The organism is Leptospiraceae bacterium (assembly GCA_016708435.1).
Lineage (GTDB): Bacteria > Spirochaetota > Leptospiria > Leptospirales > Leptospiraceae > UBA2033.
In genome coordinates this window covers 87,377-109,474 of the sequence record JADJFV010000002.1, presented here as the reverse complement: position 1 = coordinate 109,474, position 22,098 = coordinate 87,377, and the positions used below count along the sequence as shown (strand labels likewise).

Sequence of the window (22,098 nt, the reverse complement as noted above, 5' to 3'; positions counted from 1 at the left end):
ATCTTTACTCCTTCAAGAACGAAAGCTCAGTTTTTTCATTTACTATACTTTTGTCTTTCATCTCAACCATGAGTGCATCTTCTGTTGAGGATAATTTTATTTTCAATTTTCCGTCTACGTCGATGACGGGAGAGCCTTGCACATAACTTCCTTTGAAAGTTTTTTTGTTATCAATCTTTACAGTGAAGTTGTTTCCATCTTCGGAAACAATTTCCATGACAACATTTTTAGTTCCGACATTTCCGTCCCACTGCATCGCTGTCCAGGTTCCTTTGAACTTTTCAAATTTGGAATTTCCACCAAAGCTTCTTGTCTTTACAGCTACTTTAGGAGTGGAAATTACAACAGAGGCTATATTGGAGTAGTCGCTATCTGTTCCTAATTGCGTCTTCGATGTGACAGAGTAGAGATAGAATTTTTCTTTTTCGGGGATTGCAAATGTGTAGAATAATTTACTTGTCTCAACTCTAGATTTAAAATTCCATTTGGATTCGCCTTGGCGTTTTTCCCAGACATTGTATTCCTCCGCACCTTCCACTTTATTCCAGCTAAGAGTTGCATAGCCGGTTTTTTTGTCTACAGTGGCAGTAACTCCAACAGGCGGTTCCAGTTTCGTTCCACCTCTTTTGAGATTCGGATCTACATAGCCAACAGCGTATCTAGAAAAAGAGCCCCATACATTGTCTTTGCTTTTTGCGATTACAGTGTAATATCTCTGACCCTTTGTAGCAGGAGCATCTTCCAATTTTTCGGTAGCTGTTTCGCCTATCGTTTCCCATTTACTATCTGCATATCTGTAAACTAAGTATCCGGCGGCTCCAGTTACCTTGCTCCATCTAACAACAATTTTGTCCTTGAACTGACCCATCGAAGCGACAACTCTTTCTGGCGCGGCGGGCTTTGCGGTTACTGATGTTTTGCCCATTACAGCATCAGAAAACAATCCGATTACAGAATTATTCATACCTACGATGGTATAGGTTTCTAAGATTCCATTTTTCTTGGCAGTCTTGTCTTCGTAATAACTGGTATTCGTTCTTCCAATGGAGCGGTAAGTCTTAGTAGACGCATCCCATTTAAAAATTTGATAACCGGTTACGTTTTCTAAGGGCGACCATTCTAGAACGACTTTGTCTGGAAACTTGGCATCACTTGCTAGAATGGATGGAATTTTGGGAGGGACTTCATTCTTTACTGTCTTTGCATAGCCAATAGCAGTTCCCTGGCTCATTTCTGAAACATCTTCTTCGGAGACAGCGGCGATTTTATAGGCATAGGCTATTTCGGGTAAAACGCCAGTATCCTCAAACTGTGTGTTCTGTGAAAGTCCTACCTGTTGAAAATTATCTTCATCTGGAAGACTTCTGTAGATTTCATATCCTATCGCGCGGGGAGTAGGCGACCAGGTCAACACTATCTTGTTGGAATAATTTCCATTCGATGCATTGATTTCTGCTGGCGGTAGCAAATCAGTTTTATCTGCCGGATTCACTTCGTTATTCGCAGGAATCGGTTGGACAATAATCTGTTCTTTGTTATCCGCAATTTCCGGTCCTGGATTTGGATCAATTAAATCAATCATGACAAAGGCAGATCTACAGACTTTTGAAAAATACCTATAATCAATATAGCCAAAACCTTTATCGCCCCAATCTACTCCCCAGGAGTTCTGATATTTGAATGCGTTAGTTGCATCATCATAGCCTACAAGAGTAATTGCATGACCACCTAGATTAGCGCCCTTCGCTTCGTTATAAATTTTCTTCCCAATCTCATAAATGTTTTCGTTTATCAAAATACCAACCACTACAGGTCTTCCCTGAGCTAGTTGGTTTTTTATTTCATTTGGTTCATTGTATCTGAGTCGCTGAAATTCTTTTGCTTTAAACTTTGCGGCTAATTGTAATTGCTCTACAGTCGGTTGCTTGGAATAATTTTTTTCGTTATAAGGCATCGTATCCCATGGAATCGCGCCTTTGGATACGACAAGTGCCATAGCATCCGAAATGGAAGAGCCGTTGTCCTTTCCGCCATTGATTTGATTGTAAATAAACGCTGGAGAGAAAAGTGTTTTATAATTCGGGGTATTACCTGATTTATAAGTCCATGCGCCTTTGTCTTTGCGCTCTACAAATTCCTGGTAAGACTTATTGGCATAAGCAGTAGACCAAGCAACACAACTACTTTGTTGTCCTTGATTTCCGACTGGTGGCATTAAATCCGAGAGATCAACTTTAGAAGGAAGACCTCTATGCGCAATGTGATTTGGATTGGCTTCTTTAAGGGATGCAACCAAATCATAATTATCCGGTTTTAGACCGGTGCCAGTAATCTTGGGTCCGTATGTTTGTGCCTCTGCGGATAATGTTATTATTACGCTTAACAATACCGCAAGGCTAAATTTCAATCGTTTCATATAGTCTCCTGTAAGAATTCTATTTATTCGCTTCTATTAATCTTTTTTCTAATTCTTCTGTCCATTCTCTAAAAGCAAAAACATGCGGTTCATAGAGGCTAATCACTGTTTTCTCGTTGCCTTTAGAATCTTTTATTTCTTTGTTGATATAAAAGATAACATATTCACCTTCTTTGGGAGGGGCTTTTAGCCATTTTCCGTAAAATTCTGGAAGCACTGAAAAGGCTAATTCAACTTTATCTGGCATTGGTGTTTTTGCTTTGTATTGTTTCCCAATTTCGGCTGTCGTATTAATCGCGATGAGGTTCTTGCTGATCTGCTTTTCTTTCAGGTTTACAAGCTTGGTTTTTGCTATAAAATCTGACTTCTTGACTAATTCCTCAAACGAAGGTGGGGTAGGCGCGGCACTTGCAGCTAAAATAAAGCCTAAAAATAAAAGGGTAAATCTGGTCATAATCTCTCCATTGTTGATTCATATGAATTTTATAACAACTGGCAGAATTAGGCAATTCATTTTTTCATTGTAAAACCCTAATAAAAAACTAGTTTGGATACGTGCGGTATACAAAAAGAAAATCGGGACGCGAGCATACTAGCTCTATGGACATGTCGAGTTTAATGGATATTATCTTCATTTTATTAATCTTCGTAATGATGAGTGTTAGCTTTGCTAAAAACTTCAAACAAATAGAAATTGATCTACCCAAAAGTGAAACAGGTAGTTCAGAGTTTTCTCCTGATATACAAATTTCCGTTAGAGAAGACGATAAATTCTATCTTGAGCAAAAGGAAATTTCTATTGGTGAATTATCACAATTTGCCGCAAATGGCAAATTTTCAAATCAAATAGTCAGTGTCAATGTTTCTAAGAAAGTTCCGTATGAATCCTTTATAAAAGTATTGGATATATTAAAACAGGGTAAAATTAAAAAATTGAATCTGGGCACAGAGTAGTAAAGTATTATCCCATAATCGCAAAAGGATTTATACTGTCATTTCGAACATTATGTTTCGACCCTTAGGGAGAAACATTGAGTTGGTGAGAAATCTATCTGACAATAATACGATAGAATTAACCAAGATAGACCTCTCACGGTGAAGCTGTTCGAGGTGACGGTAGACAAAAATCCTTATATCGAACTCGCGTTAATTTTGGTGAGTGCTGATCCTATTCGTATGGTTTTTTATAAATTTTTTATCGAAAGTCTATGCTTCATAAAAAAAAGATTTACAACATAAAATTCTCAGATTCAAATTGAGTTAATTTTCAAAACAGCTAGATTATTGTTTTAGGGGTATCCTATGGATTCTTACTTAGAATTTGTTTTAGAAAGGCTTTCCGTTGCGGGCAAGGTTAGCAGCAAAGCAATGTTTGGTGGACATGGAATTTATCTTGGCGACTTGATTTTTGGAATTGTAGTCGAAGGTGTATTGTATCTAAAAGTCGGAGATTCTAACATTAAAGACTATATCCAAGCTGGAATGAAACCGTTCACTTACGCGGCTAAGAACGGAAAACCGGTATCTATGTCTTATTGGGGTTTGCCTCTTGATGTATTAGAGTCAAATGAAGATTTGCCTAAATGGGTTGGGAAAGCGATCGAAGTTGCAAAATCAGCCAAAATAACTAAACCAAAAAAACTAAAGACTGGCAAATCAAAAGTAGCCTCAACAAAGAATAAATCTTCCAGCCTAAAAACAAAAACCGCTATTTCCAAAAAGAAAACTATGCCTACAAAAAAAGCAGTTAGTAAGAAAAAGAAAATAGGAAAGAAGTAGAAAAGCAAATGAAAGTAGTAACCCCCGAAAAAAGAATTCGGGGGCGGTGCTTTAAGCCTTAATGCACAATATCTTTTATGTCAAACTCACCTTAATTTTTACGGCTGATGGCAATGATAGAAATATCATCTTGTATAGCAGTGGAGCCGATAAATTTTCGCTGTTCCTCCAAGATCGTATCAACTAATTTATAAATAGGAATTTCCCCTGCATTTTGAATTAACTGCTCTAACCTTTGTTCTCCAAATTCTTCTGTTTCTGAATTCCATTCTTCTGTTAAACCATCGGTAAATAGAAATAATCCGCTGTCTGCCTTGAATTCAAGTTCGTTGGAAGTGTATTGTGCTTTGGGCATAACACCGATCATGCGACCAGTCTTTTCCATTTTAATAATTTCTGAACCATTGACTAAAAACTGTGGAGGATGACCTGCAGAGGAATAGCGAATTTTATTTTTATTCGTATCTATATCGATTAAAATACAAGTAAAGAAATGATTTAGATTTTCAAAAGAATGCAAGAATTCATTGTTCATATGATAAAGAGCTTCATTTACGCTATAAAGTCCTCGCTTCACAGATTCATAAATTGTTTTTATTGCCATCGTAATCAACGCAGCCTGGATTCCATGACCCGTTGCGTCAGCGAGAAGAATACGCGTTAGTCCCTGTTTGAGTTCCGCTATATCAAAAAAATCACCTCCGACATCTGTGAGAGGTAAGTAACGAATAGAAATTTCTAAGTCGCCAATCGTTTTATCATTCTTTGATAATATGTTGGATTGAATTTTTTTTGCTGTAGATAAATCGCTTTGAATTATATTTAGATTGACTTCTAATTGATTGGTGAGAATTTCTTTTTCTTTTATATTCGCACGAATTTTATCCAGGACTAGATTGTATCTCTCTGCGATTTGACCTACTTCTGTGAATGGTTCCACTGTTATATTTTTCGACAAATCTCCTGTCCTTTTCTGGTATTCCATTTCTAAAAATAAATCAGACAGCTCTGTAGTCGCACGATGTTCAGCGAAATTAAGACCCTGCCTTTCGTTCGCCTGTGAAACACGTAGCGGATAATACCTATTTATCAACCTTAGGATTAAATAGCTGATTCCGAATGCCAATCCTGCACACGAAAAAATTCCGAGGAGTTGAACTTGAATTTGTTCTATTCTACTGAGTCCAGTTCCGAGAATATCTAAATTTCCGAAGATGCCTACAGAAAAAGTTCCCCATATTCCACCTGCGAGGTGAACAGGGATTGCCCCCACAGCATCGTCTAATCGCAATTTGTCTAAGAGATTTCGAGTTTCAAACATTAGAATCCCCGCAACAAATCCAATAATCATAGCTTCAAAGGAAGTTACTGCATGACATCCGGCTGTGATAGAAACTAAACCGGCAAGAACCCCGTTTAAGGGAAGTGTTGCCTCTGCATATTTAAGCCTTATCCAACCGTAGATCAAAGCCGATGCCATTCCTCCTGCTGCGGCTAACATGGTGTTGGCGATTATTCCTGGAATTGCTCCTGAAAAAGAAAGAGTGCTTCCCCCATTAAATCCAATCCAACCAAACCAGAGAATCAGAGTCCCAAGCATAGCAATTGGCAAATTATTTCCGGTGATGTTTCGAATACTTCCATCTTCAGAATACTTTCCTTCACGACTTCCAATCAGTGTTAATGCAACGAGTCCAACCCAACCTCCAATGCTATGCACAACAGTAGAGCCTGCAAAGTCTACAAATCCGATTTTGTTGAGCCATCCATTAAGGCTTGTCCATTCACCTAAATTTTTTCCCCAAGCCCAATGTCCAAAGACGGGATATATGATTGATGAAATGAGAGCGGTTACTATTAAATAGGCGCTAAATTTCATTCGCTCGGCAACTGCTCCCGAAACGATAGTTGCCGCTGTTCCACAGAACATAAGTTGGAATAAAAAAAATACCGGAGTTTCAGGATGCTGAACAGAAAAATTAGGGAAGAAAGAATTAAAGCCCACAATTCCATGAAAACTTTCTCCATACATCAAACCAAAACCGACAGAATAAAAAACAAGTGTAGCAATCCCAAAGTCAGTGATATTTTTAATCGCAACATTAATGGAATTTTTTGTTCTAGTTAGTCCTGATTCCAAGCAAAGGAATCCAGCTTGCATAAAAAACACAAGACCGGAAGAAATGATCATCCATAGTATATCAAAGTTAGTTTTTAACATAGTTTATTTTTTAGAAAGACTCTTAGCTTTATCCACTAACGTTAAAAATTCGGCTCTATAGCCTTCTTTGTCAGATCCGAGAGATTTTTTGGCTAAATCATAAGTGTCTTTCCAATTTGCATTTCCTTTGTGCTCCGAATCTCTAAGAAGCATTCCAAAGGCTGCAACGGATGCGGCGAAGCGATAGTCGCTAGAGGTCTGCCCGATATCTAAAATATTGTATTGAATTGGGAACGTGAGTAGACTACTTTTACTTCCATCGGGTTCTTTGTATCTAAATTTGATGGTAAGGATTTCATCTGAGTCTGATGCTTTAGAGTTTTTTCTATCTTCTTGGTATTTAAGCGGGTCTACGGCTGGAGTAGTGGATTTATTTTGTGTAGGGGTTAACTCATATAATGCGGTGACGTAGTGACCAGACCCAATTTCACCAGCATCTTTTTTGTCATCATTAAAATCTTCATTTCGAAGCAGGCGATTTTCATAGCCTATAAGACGATACGACTTAACGAACTTTGGATTGAATTCCAATTGTAGTTTAACATCTTTTGCAATGGTAACGAGTGTTCCACCTGCTTGTGTTACTAATACTTTTCTTGCTTCCATTAACGTATCTATATACGCATAATTTCCATTACCCTTATTGGCAAGTTGTTCCATCGTTGTATCTTTTATATTGCCAGTTCCAAAGCCTAGAACTGTTAAGAACACTCCCGACTCTCTTTCTTTTTCAATCATTCGAATTAATTCTCCCTGACTAGACACTCCGACATTAAAATCTCCATCAGTAGCGAGGATAACACGGTTTATTCCCTGCTTGTTGAAATTTTCACGAGCAACTTTGTAAGCGAGTTCAATTCCGGCGCCTCCATTTGTTGAACCACCTGCTTCTAGTGCGTCGAGAGCTGAAATAATTTTTTCTTTTTTGTCAGCGCCAGTTGGAGGAAGAACAAGTCCGCTTGCACCAGCGTAGACTACGAGGGAAATTTTATCTTTTTCAGTTAATTCTCCGAGTAATAGTTTTAGTCCTTGTTTGACTAATGGCAATTTGTCGGCGGTGAGCATTGAGCCTGAAACATCAAGTAAAAAGACTAAATTGCGAGGAGGAATATTTTTCTTTTCAATGGAAACTCCTTTTAATGCTATTTTCATCAAGTAGTTTTCAAGCTTCCAGGGAGCGGTAGAAATTTCTGTAGCAACGGAAAATGGAGTTTTACCTTCAGGCTCTTTATAGTTATACGAAAAATAGTTGATTAATTCTTCTATTCTAACGGCATCTTTCGGAGGAAGCGAACCACTAGTTAAATACCGTCTTACATTCGCATAAGAGGCAGTATCCACATCGATCGAAAAAGTCGAAAGTGGGTTTTGTTTTACATCTAGAAATGGATTGTCATTGATTTTATCATATTGCTCTGTGTTGTATTCTTCATCTTTAGGTGATGCGGGGAGTTTATCTTTATTATTCGAGATGTTCCCATGGGTTTTTTCTTTCGATTTTATTGTGATATTTTTTTGCGGACGACCAGGGGGCATTTTTGCAGGCTGGTTCTGTTCTCTGGCAGGTTTTCTTGCTATCTCAGAATCGGACACACCCGAAGCAGAATGCGGATAACCCCGAGAAGGCTCAGCGGCTGGTGCTGATTTTTCTTCCACAGCAGACGAACAATGATTCAGAAGTAGGCAAGTGAACAGTGAGGTTAATAGATAATATTTTATTTTCATGATTTTTTATATTCCTGTAAAATTGAGTTTGCTGCTGTTCGAATGGAGATTCTTTTTTCTTTCACATCTTCTTGTATTTTTAAAATGAGAGGATTGTTTTCTTTTAAATTTTGGATCTCGTAGTAAATTTGATTTTGTAGATAAGACCAAAGCCATTTGTCGTATTGTGTCTTGCGGTTAATGGTGAGTTGTTCACCAGATACAACAATGAAATCTTGAATCTGTTCCCATACATCTGCAATACCGCTTTTTAGTAGGGAACTGATTGTTATTACAGGAGAGTTCCAGTATTTATATTTTGGTTTAAATAATCTAAGTGCATTTTCAAATTCATGCCGTGCGTTTTCTGCATTGATTTTGTTTGCTCCATCTGCCTTATTGATCAAAATCAAATCTGCCATTTCCATAATTCCTTTTTTGATTCCCTGTAATTCATCCCCCGCACCGGCTAGTAGTAATAATAAAAACATATCTGTCATATCGGCAACGGCTACTTCTGATTGTCCTACACCTACTGTTTCAACGATAATCACTTCATAACCGGCAGCTTCGCAGAGTAAAATCGTATCCTTTGTCTTGCGAGTGACCCCACCTAGATTGCCACTTGTAGGGGAAGGGCGGATAAATGCATTCATGCTTTGTGTTAGCTCTGGCATACGCGTCTTATCCCCTAAGATGCTCCCGCCTGTAATGGGAGAAGTCGGGTCAACTGCCAATACAGCAACCTTCTTGCCTTTGGAAATGACATACATTCCTAAAGCTTCGATAAACGTTGATTTGCCCGCACCGGGAACTCCGCTAATTCCAATTCGAATCGATGAAGTCTGCTTACTGACAATTCCATATAAAACTTCGTCAGCGGCTTTAGAGTCCTCGACTCGGCTGCTTTCTACTAGCGTAATTGCTTTTGCAAGGGCTCGCCTGCTCCCTTCTAAAATTCCTTTGGTTAATTCTTTTGGATCGTAACTCATTCTAATTTCAATTCTACTAGCCTAAAGTCAGTTGTCAAAGGAAATAAAATTACTTGACGTAAATTCTTATATAGTCATAATGGTGGCATTATGTGACTATGGAGGGTGACTATGAATAATTATTTTAATGTAGCGCAGGCAAAGTCCAGATTTTCGGAAGTTTTGCACAGAGCAGAGGTTGCACCCCAGTTTATTTCCAGTCGCGGAAAGGATATAAGTGTTATTCTAAGTAAAAAATCTTACGAAAAGCTAATACAGATTGAAAATGAAAGCCAACCCCGCACAAAACTAAAACACTTTCTTGAACTTTCCAAAGAACTTCGCTCCCATTTTCCTAAAAAACTTCCTACTTCGACTCGCAAATCACGCCCAAGTCCCAATTTTAATTAACTCCTTTGAGCAATTACCTTTTAGATACTAATGTAATTTCTGAGCTTGCTCGGAAAAAACCAAATCCATCCGTATTAGAGTTCTTCGAATCTCTCGATGAAATTACTCTTAGTGTAATTACAATAGAAGAGATTGAGTTTGGAATCGAAAAACTTCCTGCGGCACAAAGGAAAAATCTTTTGAAGTGGTGGTCTGCATTGCTATCACTTCCGCCTAACGTTTTAGAAATTGATGATAAGATTGCAAAACTAGCAGGAAACTTACGAGCCAAACAAGAAGCAAAGGGCAAGATTCGCACTCAAGCCGATATGCTCATTGCAGCCACAGCCATTACGAAAGGGTTAATACTAGTTACCCGCAATACAAAGGACTTTTCTGATTCAGGAGTGAGTGTATTAAATCCATTCTAATTTATAAAACAAGTAGGATAATATGATTGAACGAGCAATTGAAATCGCCTTGGAAGCACACAAAGGACAAACAGATAAAAATGGTCAGCCTTATATTCAGCATGTAATGCGCGTCGGATTTAGAGGCAGGACTATAGATGAAAAAATTCTCGGAATCTTACACGATGTAGTAGAAGACTCCGATTGGACTTTTGAAATGCTCGGCAAAGAAGGATTTTCCTCTACAATTCTTTCTGCCCTTGAATGCCTTACAAAAAAGACGGAAGATGAACCTTACGAAGATTTTATAAGCAGAGTCAAAAAAAATCATCTAGCCATTTCTGTGAAGCTAAATGACTTAGAGGATAACATGGATATCCGTCGCATGGACTCCATTCAGGAGAAAGATATAAAGCGTTTAAATAAATATCTTAAAGCTTATAAAGAATTGGCAGAAATTAAGAATCAATAACTGCGCCTAACCTTTGTAAATCGCTTTACTTCTGATTGGATTGCAAAAAATAAAAAATATTGTTTATCAAATTCATTGCCATAAAAAAATATAAATAGCTGAGGCAGGTAAGGGAATGAATTTAGAACTAGAACAATTCTTAAATGAAAACAAGAAATTGTCTGGAGTTCTGTCTGAATGTCCGTTCAGTATTGCCATTTATAAAGCAGATGGAACTCCTGATTTTGCGAACAAAGCCCTAAATAAACTCTGGAATGTAGATGAGGCTACTAGTCAGTATCTCCTACAGCATTATAATCTACTGCATGACGAGCAGTTGAAAAATAATGGGCAAATGGAATTTATCCTCAACGCTTTAAAAGGAGAAATTACATGGATTCCTCCGATCAAATATGATTTTACACAAACGAGTGAGATACAAAATACAAATCTCAGAATATTTTGGGTGCGCAGTGTAATCTATCCAGTGTTCAACGATAAGAAAGAAGTTACGCATTTAGTCTTGATGAGTGAAGACTTCACAGAAAGAATGGACTTTGAGGAAAATTTAAAACACTTCAATGAAATACTGACCAAAAGAGTTGAAGAAGAAGTTGCCAATTCAAAACGTAAAGATGAAATTATCGCAGAGCAATCAAGAATGGCGGCTATCGTTGATACGCTAGGTGTAATATCTCATCACTGGAGACAGCCATTAAATTCATTGCATTGGCTGATTCAAGATTTAGAATACGCCTATGAGCAAGATGAAGTAAACAAAGATTACATAGAGCAAATGATGACTCATTCGAAGGAATTGATTCATCAAATGTCTGAGATCATAAATGATTTTAGAAAGTATCTCTCAAAACCAGAGCAGGATAATTTTTACCTGAAAGAATTTTTAAAAAATGATATCGAAAACTTTATCATTGAACAAACTAAAAACAACAAACAAATTCAACTCTTCTTTAGCGGAGAGGATAACTTCAAAGTATTCGGAAGTAAGGATGCATTTATAAGAATTTTACGATCTCTACTAGAAAATGCGATTGGAGTGCTAAGGGAAAGAAATGTAGAAGAAGGGAAAATATTTATTAGCACCATCTCTTACCTTGAGCGTCGCGAAGTAATAATTCAAATAGAAGACAATGGAGGGGGGATCTCTGATAAAAATTTCAAAAAAATATTCGATCCTTACTTTAGCACGAAAAAAGAAAAAAATGGGCATGGGCTTGGTCTGTTTATGGCTAAGATGATTGTAGAAAAAAATATGGATGGAAGCCTGAGCGTTACAAATAGTAAAAACGGAGCTGTCTTTAGCATCCAGTTGAGGATAATAGAATGATTGCGAATGAGGAGATATTAAAAACTCTAAAGGTATTATATGTAGAAGATGATGAGGTTATTCTCTATTCTGCGAACAGAACTTTAAAACGAAAAGTCGGAGAAGTATTTCTTGCAAGGACCGGAGTAGAAGGCGTTGAAATCGCTTCTAAAATCAATCCAGATATTGTCATCACGGATATTGAAATGCCCGAAATGAATGGCTTAGAAATGATTAAAATTATTCGCGAAAAGTATAATAGGCATTATCCGATCATTGTCGTTACTGCTTACGAAGATGAAGAGCATAAAACCAATCTGGCAGATGGTTATCTATACAAGCCAGTTGATATTGATAAACTCTTCGAAATGATTATTAAATTGGTTACAGAATACAAAAATAGAAAAGACTCTGAAAGTTAAGGAATTAGGTTCCTTCAAATTCACAGATGGAATAAATATCGATTCCATATTTTTCTTTAATAATTTTGCTTCCATTTAAGTCGGGCAAATCAATGATAACTCCTGCTTCGTAGATTTCGCCACCGAGAGCGCGGACAAGTTGGATTGCCGCACCAAGTGTTCCACCTGTCGCAATTAGATCGTCCATGATAAGAACTTTGTCGCCGGGAACAATTGCATCTTTGTGAATTTCGATGCTGTCTGTTCCATATTCGAGCGCATACTCTTGCTTAAGCGTATCACCAGGGAGTTTTCCTTTTTTACGAATCGGAACAAATCCAACTCCTAATTGAAAAGCCACTGCCGCCCCTGTAATAAATCCTCTTGCTTCGATTGCGGCTACTTTTGTAATTCCCTTCTTCTCATATCTTGCTACGAATGTGCCTATCGTAAGTGCGAGTCCTTCTGGATCTAGTATGAGAGAAGTGATATCTCTAAACATGATTCCAGGCTTAGGCCAATTTGGTATAGTTCTGATTTTTGATTTTACGATAGACATAGTTGATTTCCTTGTATATCTACCAGTTTGAAATTCTTTTTCATTTCGTAAATCACAAATTGTAAATGTAATTGACTCTTAGTTTTACATTTTTCAACGTCTATCTATGAACGCAATTATTATCACAGGCGCAAGCTCAGGCATTGGGCGAAATCTTGCTTTTGAATTTGCTGCGAGAGGATACGCACTCGGTCTTACTGCGCGACGCTTTGATCTTTTGCAAAAACTGAGAGAAGAGCTTTACGCCAAATTCGGAATGAACCTCAAAGTAGAAATTCGCTCTTTAGATATTACAGATTATAAGAATATTTTCTCTGTATTAAAAGATTTGCATCACTGCCTAGGGGGACTAACGCATGTTGTGGCTAACGCAGGTGTAGCCGGTTCCTCTCCTGTAGGCACAGGAAAATTCCTGCACGACAAGCAAGTCATTGAAACCAATCTTTTAGGAGCTATGGCGACTATCGACGCTGCCGGAGAAATTTTTAAATCTTCAAAAATCAAGGGGCATATCATTGGTATCTCCTCTATTGCTGGATTTAGAGGTTTTCCTGGAAACGGTTCTTACAGTGCATCTAAGGCAGGACTTACTATTTACTTAGAATCAGCAAGACGCGATTTAAAAAGATTTGGAATTTTAGTTACCACCATTCATCCAGGATTCATTGATACAAATATGAATTCCCATTTGCGCAATCGACCTTTTGTAGTTAGTGTAGAGAAGGGCGCAGCAGAATTAGCTAGACTCATCGAGAAGAGAGTCACCGTATCCTCAGTTCCTGCTTTTCCCTGGGGACTCGTTGGATACTGCATTAAGCGGATACCCGATATTATCTGGCAGAGGTTAAAATTTTGAGTGAAAAAATAAAAGTAGTATTTGTTTGTCTTGGGAATATTTGTAGATCACCGGCGGCGGAAGGTGCCTTCAAAAATCTGGTAGAAAAAAAAGGTCTTTCTGATTTGTTTGAAATAGACTCTGCAGGAACTGCCGATTATCATGTAGGTGAGACCCCGCATGAAACGACCACTCAAGTGGCGAGAGAAAGAGGTATTATCCTCACACATTTCTGTCGGCAATTTCAATATGCTGATTTTATAAAGTATGATTACATCATTGCGATGGATAATTCTAATTATAAAAGTATTCTTTCTCTTGCTCGTGATGATGCACAGCGCAAGAAGGTAATGAAGTTTAGGCGCTTCGATGCAAACGTAAAAGGCGAGCCTGATGTTCCCGATCCTTATTATGATGGAATTGCAGGCTTTGAGCATGTGCAAGATATCGTGGAGCGTTCCTCTATTGGATTTTTGGAATGGATTTTAGAAAATCAGCATATTACAATACAAGATTTAGATAATGAGGAGTAACCGATGGCAGAAGACAAACACGTAGTAATCGTTGGGGCTGGGTTCGCAGGCTTGCAAGCAGCAAAGAAATTGGGCAACAAAAAAGGCATCAAGGTAACGGTCGTCGATAAGAATAATCACCATTTGTTCCAACCTTTACTTTATCAAGTGGCAAGTTCTGTATTAAGTCCTGCCGACATCGCGATTCCAACTCGGTCAATCACTACAAATTTTGAAAACATTTCTATCATCATGTCTGAGTTGAAAGAAATCAACAAAGAGCATAAGAAACTTCATTTGGAACATACTACGATACAGTATGATTATCTCATTCTTGCGATGGGAGCTAGGACAAGTTATTTCGGGAACGACCACTGGAAAAAGTTTGCACCCGGAATGAAAAATCTCAGCGATGCTTTGAAAGTTAGAAAGAATATTTTAGTTTCTTTTGAACGAGCGGAGCTAGAAGCAAATCCAGCAAAAGTAGCCGAGCTATTAAGCTATGTTGTTATCGGTGGTGGTCCGACTGGAGTTGAGCTTTCAGGAGCTATTGCTGAGTTGTCGCATCAGATCATTCGAAATGATTTTCGTTTTATAGATTCGTCCTTGAGTAAAATCACACTGATTGAAGGTGGACCTAGACTACTTGCATCGTTTTCTGAAAAGTCTTCTGAGGTTGCACGAAAAGAATTAGTCAAGCGTGGAGTAGAAGTTAGGCTAAATACCCGTGTTGTAAATATTGATGAGGAGGGAGTGCATACCGGAACGGAAATTATAAAATCACATAATATTATTTGGGCTGCAGGCGTGGCAGCAAGTCCTTTTGGGGCTAAGCTAGAAGTAGCACTCGATAAATCAGGGCGGGTAATGGTGAATAAACACTGTGCGATTCCATCGAATCCGGAAATTTTTTGCATTGGGGATATGGCTAATTTTAGTGAAGATCTTGAGCGCCCACTGCCAGGAGTGTCTCCGGTGGCTATGCAGCAGGGACGTTATGTGGCAGATGTCATTCTAAATGAACTAAAAGGAAAAGAGCGAAAGGCATTTCAATACTTTGACAAGGGAAGTATGGCGACTATTGGTAGAATGGATGCCGTTGCCGAAATGGGCAACTTACGATTATCCGGACTTTTAGGTTGGCTTAGCTGGCTTGTTATCCATTTATTTTATCAAGTTGGATTTAAAAACAAAGTTTCGATTCTTGTTACTTGGATATGGAGTTATATTTCTTTTCAAGCAGGAGCAAGGCTCATTCAAAACGAAGAAGATTAATCTTCTTCTTCGATTTCGATATCTTTAGAGTTGAGTGGTTTTAGAAGAGAGCTATTAATAATATCAAAGACTAGATTGTCTATAATGGCGCCGCGTTGCCAGAGAGCCTCGGACTCGGTGCCAATTACATCTTCGAGCAGATTATCAGCGTAAACCACCATGCATTCATTTGCATTTTCGTCAGGCGTCATTAGAATATCATCTTCGCTGGATAATACAATGCTAATATTATACGTATTGTAATCGGAGAGGCTTTCGACCTGGTAATAATCCATTATCCTACCAAAGTTTTCTTTTGTATCGATTAAAATTTTAACTTCGAACGAATTGCGCTCGCGACAATGGAAACTGAGAACCTGACCTAAGTATTCAGACATAAGTTTAGATTAATCCGTTTCTTTTCATTGTCAATTCATTTTCTGTTTGGAAACTTCTTCTCGATTTCTTTTTTCATCATCACCTTTCTTGAGTTGCGGTTTCTCGTTGTTAGACTTTGTTTCTTCTTCTGTTCTGATTTTTTCTTCTTCTACCTTAGATAGATCGCGATAGACAATTTTTAAAATGGAATCTTTAGGGATTTCTTTTATTTCTCCGTTAATTTCTATTTTGATAGAATTTATACTTTGATTTTTGATTTTCCCTTTAATCGACTCATTTCCCTTTAGTAAAATTGTTTCCGAAAAAATGGAAAACGAAATTAGCAGCGTTGTGATAAAAAATATAATTGGACTTTTCATAGTAGCTACTTCCCCTTCGATAAGATTTGTTTACTCTAGCATAGGAACACTAAATTACAATCATTAAATAATTAATTTCCCGACCTCGGTCAATACCTTACAATGTAGGGGGACACATCAAAGATTGGGATTGTTTAAAAGCAAAGGAAAAATTTCTCAAAGAGGTCACAGAGAGAGCATGTCACAGTCATTTCGAACATCGCTTGGTGGTTGGATGTGCGGCAAGCAAATAGGTGGATGTGAGAAATCTATCTTACAAACATCGTAATAGATTAACCTAATGCTATGTTTGCTGAATAGATTTCTCACGGCGCAAGCTCGGATGCTGCTAGTTCGAAATGACGATGTAGTATCCAGCCGAAAAAATCGGGAATGAACTTTCAAATCGCCTGCGAAAACACTCTCGTCTCAGGAGACTTTGTTCGTAGACGCAAGTCAAGGCTCATGCAAATATTTCTGAGAAATGGTTTGCCTGCTTCTTGGATGGATAATTCTTTTCCGTTCCAAGAAATGAGTCCGTCGTCTTCCATCGTTCGCAAATATTCTTTTGTCCCTGCTACGATAGAGTCGGGGAGTTCTACTTTCCACTGTGTTGCGAGTTGCAAAATTAATTTTCTTTGTTGCAAGTCTTCTTCGTTTAGTTTGTGTCCGCGTAGAGTTGGAAATTCTCCTGCATCTAGACGCTTTTGATATTTCTTTAGAATTTTTTCGTTTTGATGAAAGCAAGCCCAGCTATCAGAAATGGCAGACACGCCTAGTCCTAATTGAATATCTGTTTTGTATTCCGTGTATCCCATGAAATTTCTATGAAGTGTGCCAGACTGGTAGGCTAACCACAAGTTGTCGGTGGCGAGTGCAAAATGATCCATACCGATTTCTTTGTAATTTGCATTTTCAAACTTAATTCTAGATTCTTCGTATAATGCGCGTTTGTCGCTACCATGTGGCAAATCTGCCTCGGTAAAAAGTCTTTGCGAAGCTTTAATCCAAGGGACATGGGCATAACTATAAAAAGCAATCCTATCTGGTTTTAACGTGAGCGTCTGATTGATAGTATCCGCCATCGATTCACTGGTTTGTTTTGGTAGTCCATAAATCAAATCAAAGTTTACAGAATTGTAACCAAGTTCGCGTGCGGTATCTGTTACAAATTTTGTTTTTTCAAAAGGTTGATGTCGATTGATAAGTCTTTGCACTTCTGGATCAAAATCTTGCACACCGAGGCTAATACGATTAAACCCCAATCCACGAAGAGTTTCCAACTGCTCTTTTCTAGTTCTTCTCGGATCTACTTCAATAGCAAAACTTGGATCTTTTAGAATAGTCATTTTAGAAAGAATAGGAGTCAGTAGTGCTTTTAGATTTTCGCTCGAAAGATAAGTTGGACTTCCTCCGCCGAGGTGTAATTCTTTGAGTGGACGTTTGCCAAGTTCGGGAACTCTATCCAAATACATTTGAAATTCTTTTAGAACATTTGCAACATACGGCTCTTCGACAGAGTGATTTTTTGTGATAGAAGTATTGCAACCACAAAATGTGCAAAGTGTTTCACAAAACGGAAGGTGCAGATAAAGGGAAATAGCCGCTGACTCTGGCTCTAAAGATTTTCGAATTGCATCTAGCCACTCTTCCGTAGTAGGATCTTCTGACCAATACGGAACTGTAGGATAACTGGTATAACGCGGTGCTGGTATATCATATTTTGCAATTAGTTTGGATCTATCCATTAGGCAAATTCCTCTCTTATAGTTTCTACGAATAATTTTACGTTTGCTTCGGGAGTTTTAGGTAGAACTCCGTGACCGAGTCCGCTGACCCAGCCTGTTCTTTCTTTAGCGGATAATGACTTTATGTCGGTGATGTAAGACTTTAAAACTTTTTTGAATTCAGATGTTTCTAAGAACAAAAGGGATTGGTCAAAATTTCCCTGTGTAAATCCAAATGTATTTTCTGGAATTAATTTTACTAGCGGCAAACGATGATCAAACCCAACTCCGGCAAGATTTGTTAATGTCAGAATCTTTCGGACAGCAGTGTCTGTTGTATTTTTAGAATAATACCCAATTTTTTTAGGAAAACGCTTGGAAATTTCATCTACATACGGAAATACAATTTCGTTAAACATCGCATTTGACAACTCACCTGCAGCAGTGTCAAAGATCATAACCACTTCGGCTCCAGCGTCTAATTGCAACTTTATATTTCGAATGATGATTTCTTGTAGCAAAGGAAAAAACTTTTTACGAGTCTCGGTCAGAACCTTTGCCTGTGTGAGGCTACCATCGTGTTTACCGATGACTGCATATGTGAATAACGTCCATAAGCCGCCTACAAATCCAATCAAAGATTTATCCTGTGGAATGAGTGCGCGAGTTTGCTTGACGCATTCTCTTTGGAATTCTAAAAGCTCCATTGCATCATCTACAGATCGCAGCTTATCAAAGTTAGTCGCATCTAAGTGCCAGTCGAGTCTTGGACCTTGGTCGGTATATTTTAATCCCATTCCAAGACCTTCTAATGGGAAAAGCAAATCGGAAAAAAGAATCGCCAGATCAAAATCAAAATCTTGCACGGGACCGAGAGCTACCTCTGCGGCAACTTCTGGAATTTTACACAGCTCCATAAAAGAATATTTGGCGCGAAGATTTTGGTAGTGAGAATGATATCGACCGGCTTGTCTCATCATCCAAATTGGTGGAATATTTTGTTCCTTATAATTTATCGCATTTGTAAAACGTTCATTCGCCACTCTGTTCTCCTTCTTCTCCTGTCCATCTGTAACCAACACTGCGGATAGATTTGATGGCTCTAAGTCCATGTTTTCCAAGGGATTGTCTGAGTCGAACAATTGAATTGTCAATCGTTCGGTTCGTTGGAAATTTTTCTTCCCCCCAGAGTTTGTCTAAAATTTCATCTCGGCTCACAACTCTATGCTTTTCATTGATTAAAAGTTGCAGAAGTCCCGAGTCTCTTGCAGAAAGAGAAATCTTTTTTTGATCCGGAGTAAAAATCTGATAGCTTTCAAAATCAATCACATACCCGTGAAACAGGAATTTATTTTGGAGAGAATCTCTTACATGCTTGTGAGCGTCTAACACGTGTTTGACTCTCAATAGAAGTTCTTTAAGATGAAATGGCTTTGGAATAAATTCCTCTGCTCCGAGTTCAAATCCTTTGAGTCTTTCGGGTGCGCCGGCGAGGGCAGTCAAAAAAAGAAACGGAATATTTGCATTTTTTTCATGTAATTCCTTTGCCAAATCAAAGCCTGATCCATCAGGAAGACCCACATCTAAAATAATCAAATTTGGATTGGTTGTCTTTAATTCGGCGCGAGCTTTTGCAAGAGAGTTTGCCCAACAAATACTATATCCTTCTTTGCTGAGTCTTTCTTTGAGAGTAGTGGCAAGTGATGTATCGTCTTCAACTAAAAGAAGCTTTGGTGATTTCAAGAATGAGTCCCCGCCGGTAAATCAATAGTAACCTCAAATCCAGTTTTAGAGTTATGAAAATGAACATGGCCATTCATTTTAGAAATTAAATTTTTCACAAGATAAAGTCCGATTCCACTTCCGCTATGAGTGCTATGTCTAAAAAATAGCTTTCCTAGCTGTCTAGTATTTCCTGTAAATCCAAGCCCATTGTCAGTAATTGTTATTTTTGCATTTGCAGAAATTCTTTCGATTTTAAAAACAACTCTAGAAGCCTTGCCGTGATTGCTTGCATTTTCGATTAGATTTTTAATCACACTTTCGAAGGCGCGTATATCAACAGAGACAAAAGAATTTTCAATGGTCACTATCTGAGTGAACGGATAATAAGATGTAATCTGTCCGAGTAGTTCGGCGAGACTTACTTTCTCTAAATATAAAATTTCTTTTCGGGTGAGTGCAGCGAGATACAAGGCTTTGTCCATTTGTAATTCCAATCGCTTGGAATCATCAATTAGACGGGTTAGAATTGCTTTTGTTTTTTTGTTTTTTAAATCTTCTTCTAGACTTTCTGCCTGGAGTCTGAGTGAGGCTAACGGCGTTTTCATCTCATGAGTGAGGGTAGCAAAAAAATCTTTTAACATCTGTGTTCTTTCTAAATCTTTTTGCGAGAGGAAAATCAGTGTTGACCCACCGATAATTAGAAGAAGCATAAAAAATCCACCTTCTAATTTAATCATTCGACTCTGTCGCTCAAGCGTAGCAAGGCTTTCTTCTCTTGCCCCCAGATACGATTTTAATTCCGCCACTTGATTGGCTTGCTTGAGTCCCATCACCGTCCACCAAACCCCAAGCGAAATCGAAAGGGTAAGCCATAAAAATCCAAGGAGTAGTCTACTACGCGATTGTCTCATTAGTATTCTATTATCCAATTGAGAATTTCACTACTCTGAAAAATTCCATGTTGGTCGGATAAGCCTTCTTTGCCGCGGATTGCGATTTCAGCAAAGCCGTTTACCATATGCGAAATCGCAGTTTCTTTCTGAAAGGACATTGCTTCTGAAATAAATTCACTGAGCGCATACAGGCTGTAAATCGCATCACAAATGGTAACTCGATTCATTTCTAGATAAGCATCGTCGTTTGAATTGTAAATCGTTTGGAGTCTTGCTTTTAGAATTTTAAAACTTTCGCTTGCGTAAGTTAGGAAAGGATATTTTTCGACTCCCATGATATTCTTGTCAATCTCCGCATAAAAGGCAGTTTGCGCTTTTGTTCTCGAAAATGCTTTCATTACATGCTCGGAAATGACCTGGTGCGTTCCCTCCCATGTCTCGTTGATGATAGAATCATTGTGAATACGGGGAAGACAGGAGAAGTCGCCTAATATCCCGTTGCCGCCGTGCAGTAAAATGGCTTGTTTCGAAATCCAAGTAGCGTGACTCGACGCAATGTATTTCATCAGTGGATTCAGAATTTGGAGAAGGGGACTTTCGCCATCAAGTAGGCTAATGTTTTTGAAGACTACGAGTGTGCAAGCGGATTGTAAAATTTTCATTTCCACGAGTTGTTTTTGGATAGATGGGAATTCGATTACTTTTTTTCCGTAAGCCTCTCTGACTTTGATGTATTCGTAGGCTTCCATATAGGCACGTCTGCCAATTCCAGTTGCGGCTAATGACAAATGAATGCGGGAAGTCTTAATTACATACTTTACTAAATTGGCAAGACCATGACTGACTCTTCCCAATTCTTCTGCTTCTAAATCTTCATACACAGTCTCCACTGTAATTTTGCCGCGCGAGCCGATGATGTCTTTTTTTCGTAGGATATAACAGCCATTAAGCGTATCATCCTCTTTGATGCGGGGAACTAGAAACATTCCGATTGTATTTGTGCCTTCGATCTTTGCAGTAGTTACCCATAAATCTCCAGGGTTAGAACAAAACCATTTTTCTCCGTTTAATATCCATTTGCCGTTGGGCAGTTTTTTTGCAGTTGTTCTATTCGCTCCAACGTTTGATCCTCCCACTCGCTCGGTTACATATTGCCCCGCCATGAAGTGGGAATGACTATACTCTCCGGCGACTAACGGTAGAAATTTCTTTTTTTGCTCTTCGGTTCCGAGAGCTTTTATTGCGAGTATAATTCCATCTGTCATCGCGAGCGGACAGGTGACGCCTCCTTCTCCATTCTGATTTGCGAGGTAAGCGAGTGTTAGCTTGTGAATGGTAGTAAAAGGATGTTTCCAATTTCGATGGAAGTCTAAGTTTACAATTCCGTAATCGTAGGAAATTTTTCTAGATGCAACTTGCTCTTCTGAATATACCACTTTGTCGATTCGGTTGCCTGTTCTATCGTATTGAATTACTTCTCCGTATTTTCCTTCTTTGTGGCAAGCATCTGTCAATCGATTCAAGACTCCACCGACTAATTCTCCGTAGCCGCGAATATGTTTTAACATTTCTTCTTTATGAGATGCTTCGTAATCTTTTGCATATTTGTCTAACAGGTGATGCAAGAGTCTATCTTCATCGAAAAAATTTTTTCCGTTCACACCATGATAATTGCTAATGTCAAACGGTTCAAGCCCCGCGTTGTTCTTAGAAAAAAAAGTTGTATTACTCATAAGTTTATCTTTTTGAGAGAAAACTGGAATTGCAAGATATTTTTTACAAAAAG

General features: G+C 38.4%; 23 protein-coding genes. 10 read left to right on the top strand and 13 right to left on the bottom strand.

Features of this window, described 5'->3' with window-relative positions; translation table 11 throughout:
- Positions 1-4: 4 nt before the first annotated feature.
- Both IPH52_05920 and IPH52_05915 read right to left on the bottom strand, forming a co-directional pair.
- Positions 5-2,416 carry a C39 family peptidase gene (locus IPH52_05920; GenBank protein ID MBK7054579.1) on the bottom strand — a complete coding sequence of 804 codons (2,412 nt, stop codon included), beginning with the start codon at positions 2,414-2,416 and terminating at the stop codon, positions 5-7.
- A 19-nt stretch (positions 2,417-2,435) separates the two neighbouring features.
- A complete protein-coding gene (locus tag IPH52_05915) occupies positions 2,436-2,870 on the bottom strand; it encodes a hypothetical protein (GenBank protein MBK7054578.1) in 435 nt (144 codons plus the stop codon).
- Between the two features lie 101 nt (positions 2,871-2,971).
- On the opposite strand from IPH52_05915, the gene IPH52_05910 reads away from it, so the two are divergent.
- Positions 2,972-3,370, top strand: coding sequence for a biopolymer transporter ExbD (locus IPH52_05910; protein ID MBK7054577.1), 399 nt, complete (start codon positions 2,972-2,974; stop codon positions 3,368-3,370).
- A gap of 348 nt (positions 3,371-3,718) precedes the next feature.
- On the top strand, positions 3,719-4,195 hold the full coding sequence (locus tag IPH52_05905) for a TfoX/Sxy family protein (protein MBK7054576.1): 477 nt from the start codon (positions 3,719-3,721) through the stop codon (positions 4,193-4,195).
- Positions 4,196-4,286: 91 nt separating this feature from the next.
- Here the strand turns inward: IPH52_05905 and amt are convergent, their stop codons facing one another.
- From amt to meaB, 3 genes are read right to left on the bottom strand one after another with little or no spacing between them, the layout of a single operon-like run.
- Positions 4,287-6,416, bottom strand: a complete 2,130-nt coding sequence (amt, locus tag IPH52_05900; GenBank protein ID MBK7054575.1) for an ammonium transporter — start codon at positions 6,414-6,416, stop codon at positions 4,287-4,289.
- A gap of 3 nt (positions 6,417-6,419) precedes the next feature.
- Positions 6,420-8,141 carry a VWA domain-containing protein gene (locus IPH52_05895; GenBank protein ID MBK7054574.1) on the bottom strand — a complete coding sequence of 574 codons (1,722 nt, stop codon included), beginning with the start codon at positions 8,139-8,141 and terminating at the stop codon, positions 6,420-6,422.
- The gene (gene meaB, locus IPH52_05890) at positions 8,138-9,112 is read right to left on the bottom strand and encodes a methylmalonyl Co-A mutase-associated GTPase MeaB (GenBank protein ID MBK7054573.1); all 975 of its coding nucleotides are present in this window, start codon (positions 9,110-9,112) and stop codon (positions 8,138-8,140) included. Before meaB ends, IPH52_05895 begins: the two co-directional genes overlap by 4 nt.
- Positions 9,113-9,223: 111 nt before the next feature.
- Here meaB and IPH52_05885 point away from each other — a divergent pair, with 111 nt between their 5' ends.
- The 5 genes from IPH52_05885 to IPH52_05865 all read left to right on the top strand — a co-directional run bounded on the left by IPH52_05885 (position 9,224) and on the right by IPH52_05865 (position 12,091).
- Positions 9,224-9,502 carry a type II toxin-antitoxin system prevent-host-death family antitoxin gene (locus tag IPH52_05885; GenBank protein MBK7054572.1) on the top strand — a complete coding sequence of 93 codons (279 nt, stop codon included), beginning with the start codon at positions 9,224-9,226 and terminating at the stop codon, positions 9,500-9,502.
- Positions 9,503-9,507: 5 nt separating this feature from the next.
- The gene (locus tag IPH52_05880) at positions 9,508-9,912 is read left to right on the top strand and encodes a type II toxin-antitoxin system VapC family toxin (protein MBK7054571.1); all 405 of its coding nucleotides are present in this window, start codon (positions 9,508-9,510) and stop codon (positions 9,910-9,912) included.
- Positions 9,913-9,934: 22 nt separating this feature from the next.
- A complete protein-coding gene (locus tag IPH52_05875; protein ID MBK7054570.1) occupies positions 9,935-10,363 on the top strand; it encodes a phosphohydrolase in 429 nt (142 codons plus the stop codon).
- A gap of 115 nt (positions 10,364-10,478) precedes the next feature.
- Positions 10,479-11,690 carry a GHKL domain-containing protein gene (locus IPH52_05870; GenBank protein ID MBK7054569.1) on the top strand — a complete coding sequence of 404 codons (1,212 nt, stop codon included), beginning with the start codon at positions 10,479-10,481 and terminating at the stop codon, positions 11,688-11,690.
- On the top strand, positions 11,687-12,091 hold the full coding sequence (locus tag IPH52_05865) for a response regulator (protein MBK7054568.1): 405 nt from the start codon (positions 11,687-11,689) through the stop codon (positions 12,089-12,091). Before IPH52_05870 ends, IPH52_05865 begins: the two co-directional genes overlap by 4 nt.
- Positions 12,092-12,095: 4 nt before the next feature.
- Here the strand turns inward: IPH52_05865 and IPH52_05860 are convergent, their stop codons facing one another.
- A complete protein-coding gene (locus IPH52_05860; GenBank protein MBK7054567.1) occupies positions 12,096-12,629 on the bottom strand; it encodes an adenine phosphoribosyltransferase in 534 nt (177 codons plus the stop codon).
- 106 nt (positions 12,630-12,735) lie between these two features.
- Between IPH52_05860 and IPH52_05855 the strand changes: the two genes are divergently transcribed.
- From IPH52_05855 to IPH52_05845, 3 genes are read left to right on the top strand one after another with little or no spacing between them, the layout of a single operon-like run.
- On the top strand, positions 12,736-13,485 hold the full coding sequence (locus IPH52_05855) for an SDR family NAD(P)-dependent oxidoreductase (GenBank protein ID MBK7054566.1): 750 nt from the start codon (positions 12,736-12,738) through the stop codon (positions 13,483-13,485).
- Positions 13,482-13,997, top strand: coding sequence for a low molecular weight phosphotyrosine protein phosphatase (locus IPH52_05850; protein ID MBK7054565.1), 516 nt, complete (start codon positions 13,482-13,484; stop codon positions 13,995-13,997). The genes IPH52_05855 and IPH52_05850 overlap by 4 nt, the downstream gene beginning before the upstream one ends.
- Positions 13,998-14,000: 3 nt before the next feature.
- On the top strand, positions 14,001-15,251 hold the full coding sequence (locus tag IPH52_05845) for an NAD(P)/FAD-dependent oxidoreductase (GenBank protein ID MBK7054564.1): 1,251 nt from the start codon (positions 14,001-14,003) through the stop codon (positions 15,249-15,251).
- Here the strand turns inward: IPH52_05845 and IPH52_05840 are convergent.
- From IPH52_05840 to IPH52_05810, 7 genes are all read right to left on the bottom strand, one after another.
- Complete coding sequence (locus IPH52_05840) at positions 15,248-15,628, bottom strand: hypothetical protein (protein MBK7054563.1); 381 nt, start codon at positions 15,626-15,628, stop codon at positions 15,248-15,250. The genes IPH52_05845 and IPH52_05840 overlap by 4 nt on opposite strands.
- Positions 15,629-15,658: 30 nt before the next feature.
- Positions 15,659-15,988, bottom strand: coding sequence for a hypothetical protein (locus IPH52_05835; protein MBK7054562.1), 330 nt, complete (start codon positions 15,986-15,988; stop codon positions 15,659-15,661).
- A gap of 380 nt (positions 15,989-16,368) precedes the next feature.
- On the bottom strand, positions 16,369-17,715 hold the full coding sequence (gene hemN / locus IPH52_05830; protein MBK7054561.1) for an oxygen-independent coproporphyrinogen III oxidase: 1,347 nt from the start codon (positions 17,713-17,715) through the stop codon (positions 16,369-16,371).
- Positions 17,715-18,737 carry a uroporphyrinogen decarboxylase gene (locus IPH52_05825; GenBank protein MBK7054560.1) on the bottom strand — a complete coding sequence of 341 codons (1,023 nt, stop codon included), beginning with the start codon at positions 18,735-18,737 and terminating at the stop codon, positions 17,715-17,717. Before IPH52_05825 ends, hemN begins: the two co-directional genes overlap by 1 nt.
- Positions 18,727-19,437: a response regulator transcription factor gene (locus IPH52_05820; GenBank protein MBK7054559.1), complete on the bottom strand. Its 711-nt coding sequence runs from the start codon at positions 19,435-19,437 to the stop codon at positions 18,727-18,729. Before IPH52_05820 ends, IPH52_05825 begins: the two co-directional genes overlap by 11 nt.
- A complete protein-coding gene (locus IPH52_05815; protein MBK7054558.1) occupies positions 19,434-20,330 on the bottom strand; it encodes a HAMP domain-containing histidine kinase in 897 nt (298 codons plus the stop codon). The genes IPH52_05820 and IPH52_05815 overlap by 4 nt, the downstream gene beginning before the upstream one ends.
- Complete coding sequence (locus IPH52_05810) at positions 20,330-22,045, bottom strand: acyl-CoA dehydrogenase family protein (protein MBK7054557.1); 1,716 nt, start codon at positions 22,043-22,045, stop codon at positions 20,330-20,332. Before IPH52_05810 ends, IPH52_05815 begins: the two co-directional genes overlap by 1 nt.
- Positions 22,046-22,098 lie beyond the last annotated feature (53 nt).

Coding starts and splice junctions, on each gene's coding strand:
- IPH52_05865 (MBK7054568.1), top strand. CDS start 11,687: ATGATTGCGAATGAGGAGATATTAAAAACTCTAAAGGTATTATATGTA.
- IPH52_05815 (MBK7054558.1), bottom strand. CDS start 20,330: ATGAGACAATCGCGTAGTAGACTACTCCTTGGATTTTTATGGCTTACC.
- IPH52_05920 (MBK7054579.1), bottom strand. CDS start 2,416: ATGAAACGATTGAAATTTAGCCTTGCGGTATTGTTAAGCGTAATAATA.
- IPH52_05875 (MBK7054570.1), top strand. CDS start 9,935: ATGATTGAACGAGCAATTGAAATCGCCTTGGAAGCACACAAAGGACAA.
- IPH52_05885 (MBK7054572.1), top strand. CDS start 9,224: ATGAATAATTATTTTAATGTAGCGCAGGCAAAGTCCAGATTTTCGGAA.
- meaB (MBK7054573.1), bottom strand. CDS start 9,112: ATGAGTTACGATCCAAAAGAATTAACCAAAGGAATTTTAGAAGGGAGC.
- IPH52_05845 (MBK7054564.1), top strand. CDS start 14,001: ATGGCAGAAGACAAACACGTAGTAATCGTTGGGGCTGGGTTCGCAGGC.
- hemN (MBK7054561.1), bottom strand. CDS start 17,715: ATGGATAGATCCAAACTAATTGCAAAATATGATATACCAGCACCGCGT.
- IPH52_05835 (MBK7054562.1), bottom strand. CDS start 15,988: ATGAAAAGTCCAATTATATTTTTTATCACAACGCTGCTAATTTCGTTT.
- IPH52_05855 (MBK7054566.1), top strand. CDS start 12,736: ATGAACGCAATTATTATCACAGGCGCAAGCTCAGGCATTGGGCGAAAT.
- IPH52_05870 (MBK7054569.1), top strand. CDS start 10,479: ATGAATTTAGAACTAGAACAATTCTTAAATGAAAACAAGAAATTGTCT.
- amt (MBK7054575.1), bottom strand. CDS start 6,416: ATGTTAAAAACTAACTTTGATATACTATGGATGATCATTTCTTCCGGT.
- IPH52_05860 (MBK7054567.1), bottom strand. CDS start 12,629: ATGTCTATCGTAAAATCAAAAATCAGAACTATACCAAATTGGCCTAAG.
- IPH52_05915 (MBK7054578.1), bottom strand. CDS start 2,870: ATGACCAGATTTACCCTTTTATTTTTAGGCTTTATTTTAGCTGCAAGT.
- IPH52_05810 (MBK7054557.1), bottom strand. CDS start 22,045: ATGAGTAATACAACTTTTTTTTCTAAGAACAACGCGGGGCTTGAACCG.
- IPH52_05895 (MBK7054574.1), bottom strand. CDS start 8,141: ATGAAAATAAAATATTATCTATTAACCTCACTGTTCACTTGCCTACTT.
- IPH52_05905 (MBK7054576.1), top strand. CDS start 3,719: ATGGATTCTTACTTAGAATTTGTTTTAGAAAGGCTTTCCGTTGCGGGC.
- IPH52_05840 (MBK7054563.1), bottom strand. CDS start 15,628: ATGTCTGAATACTTAGGTCAGGTTCTCAGTTTCCATTGTCGCGAGCGC.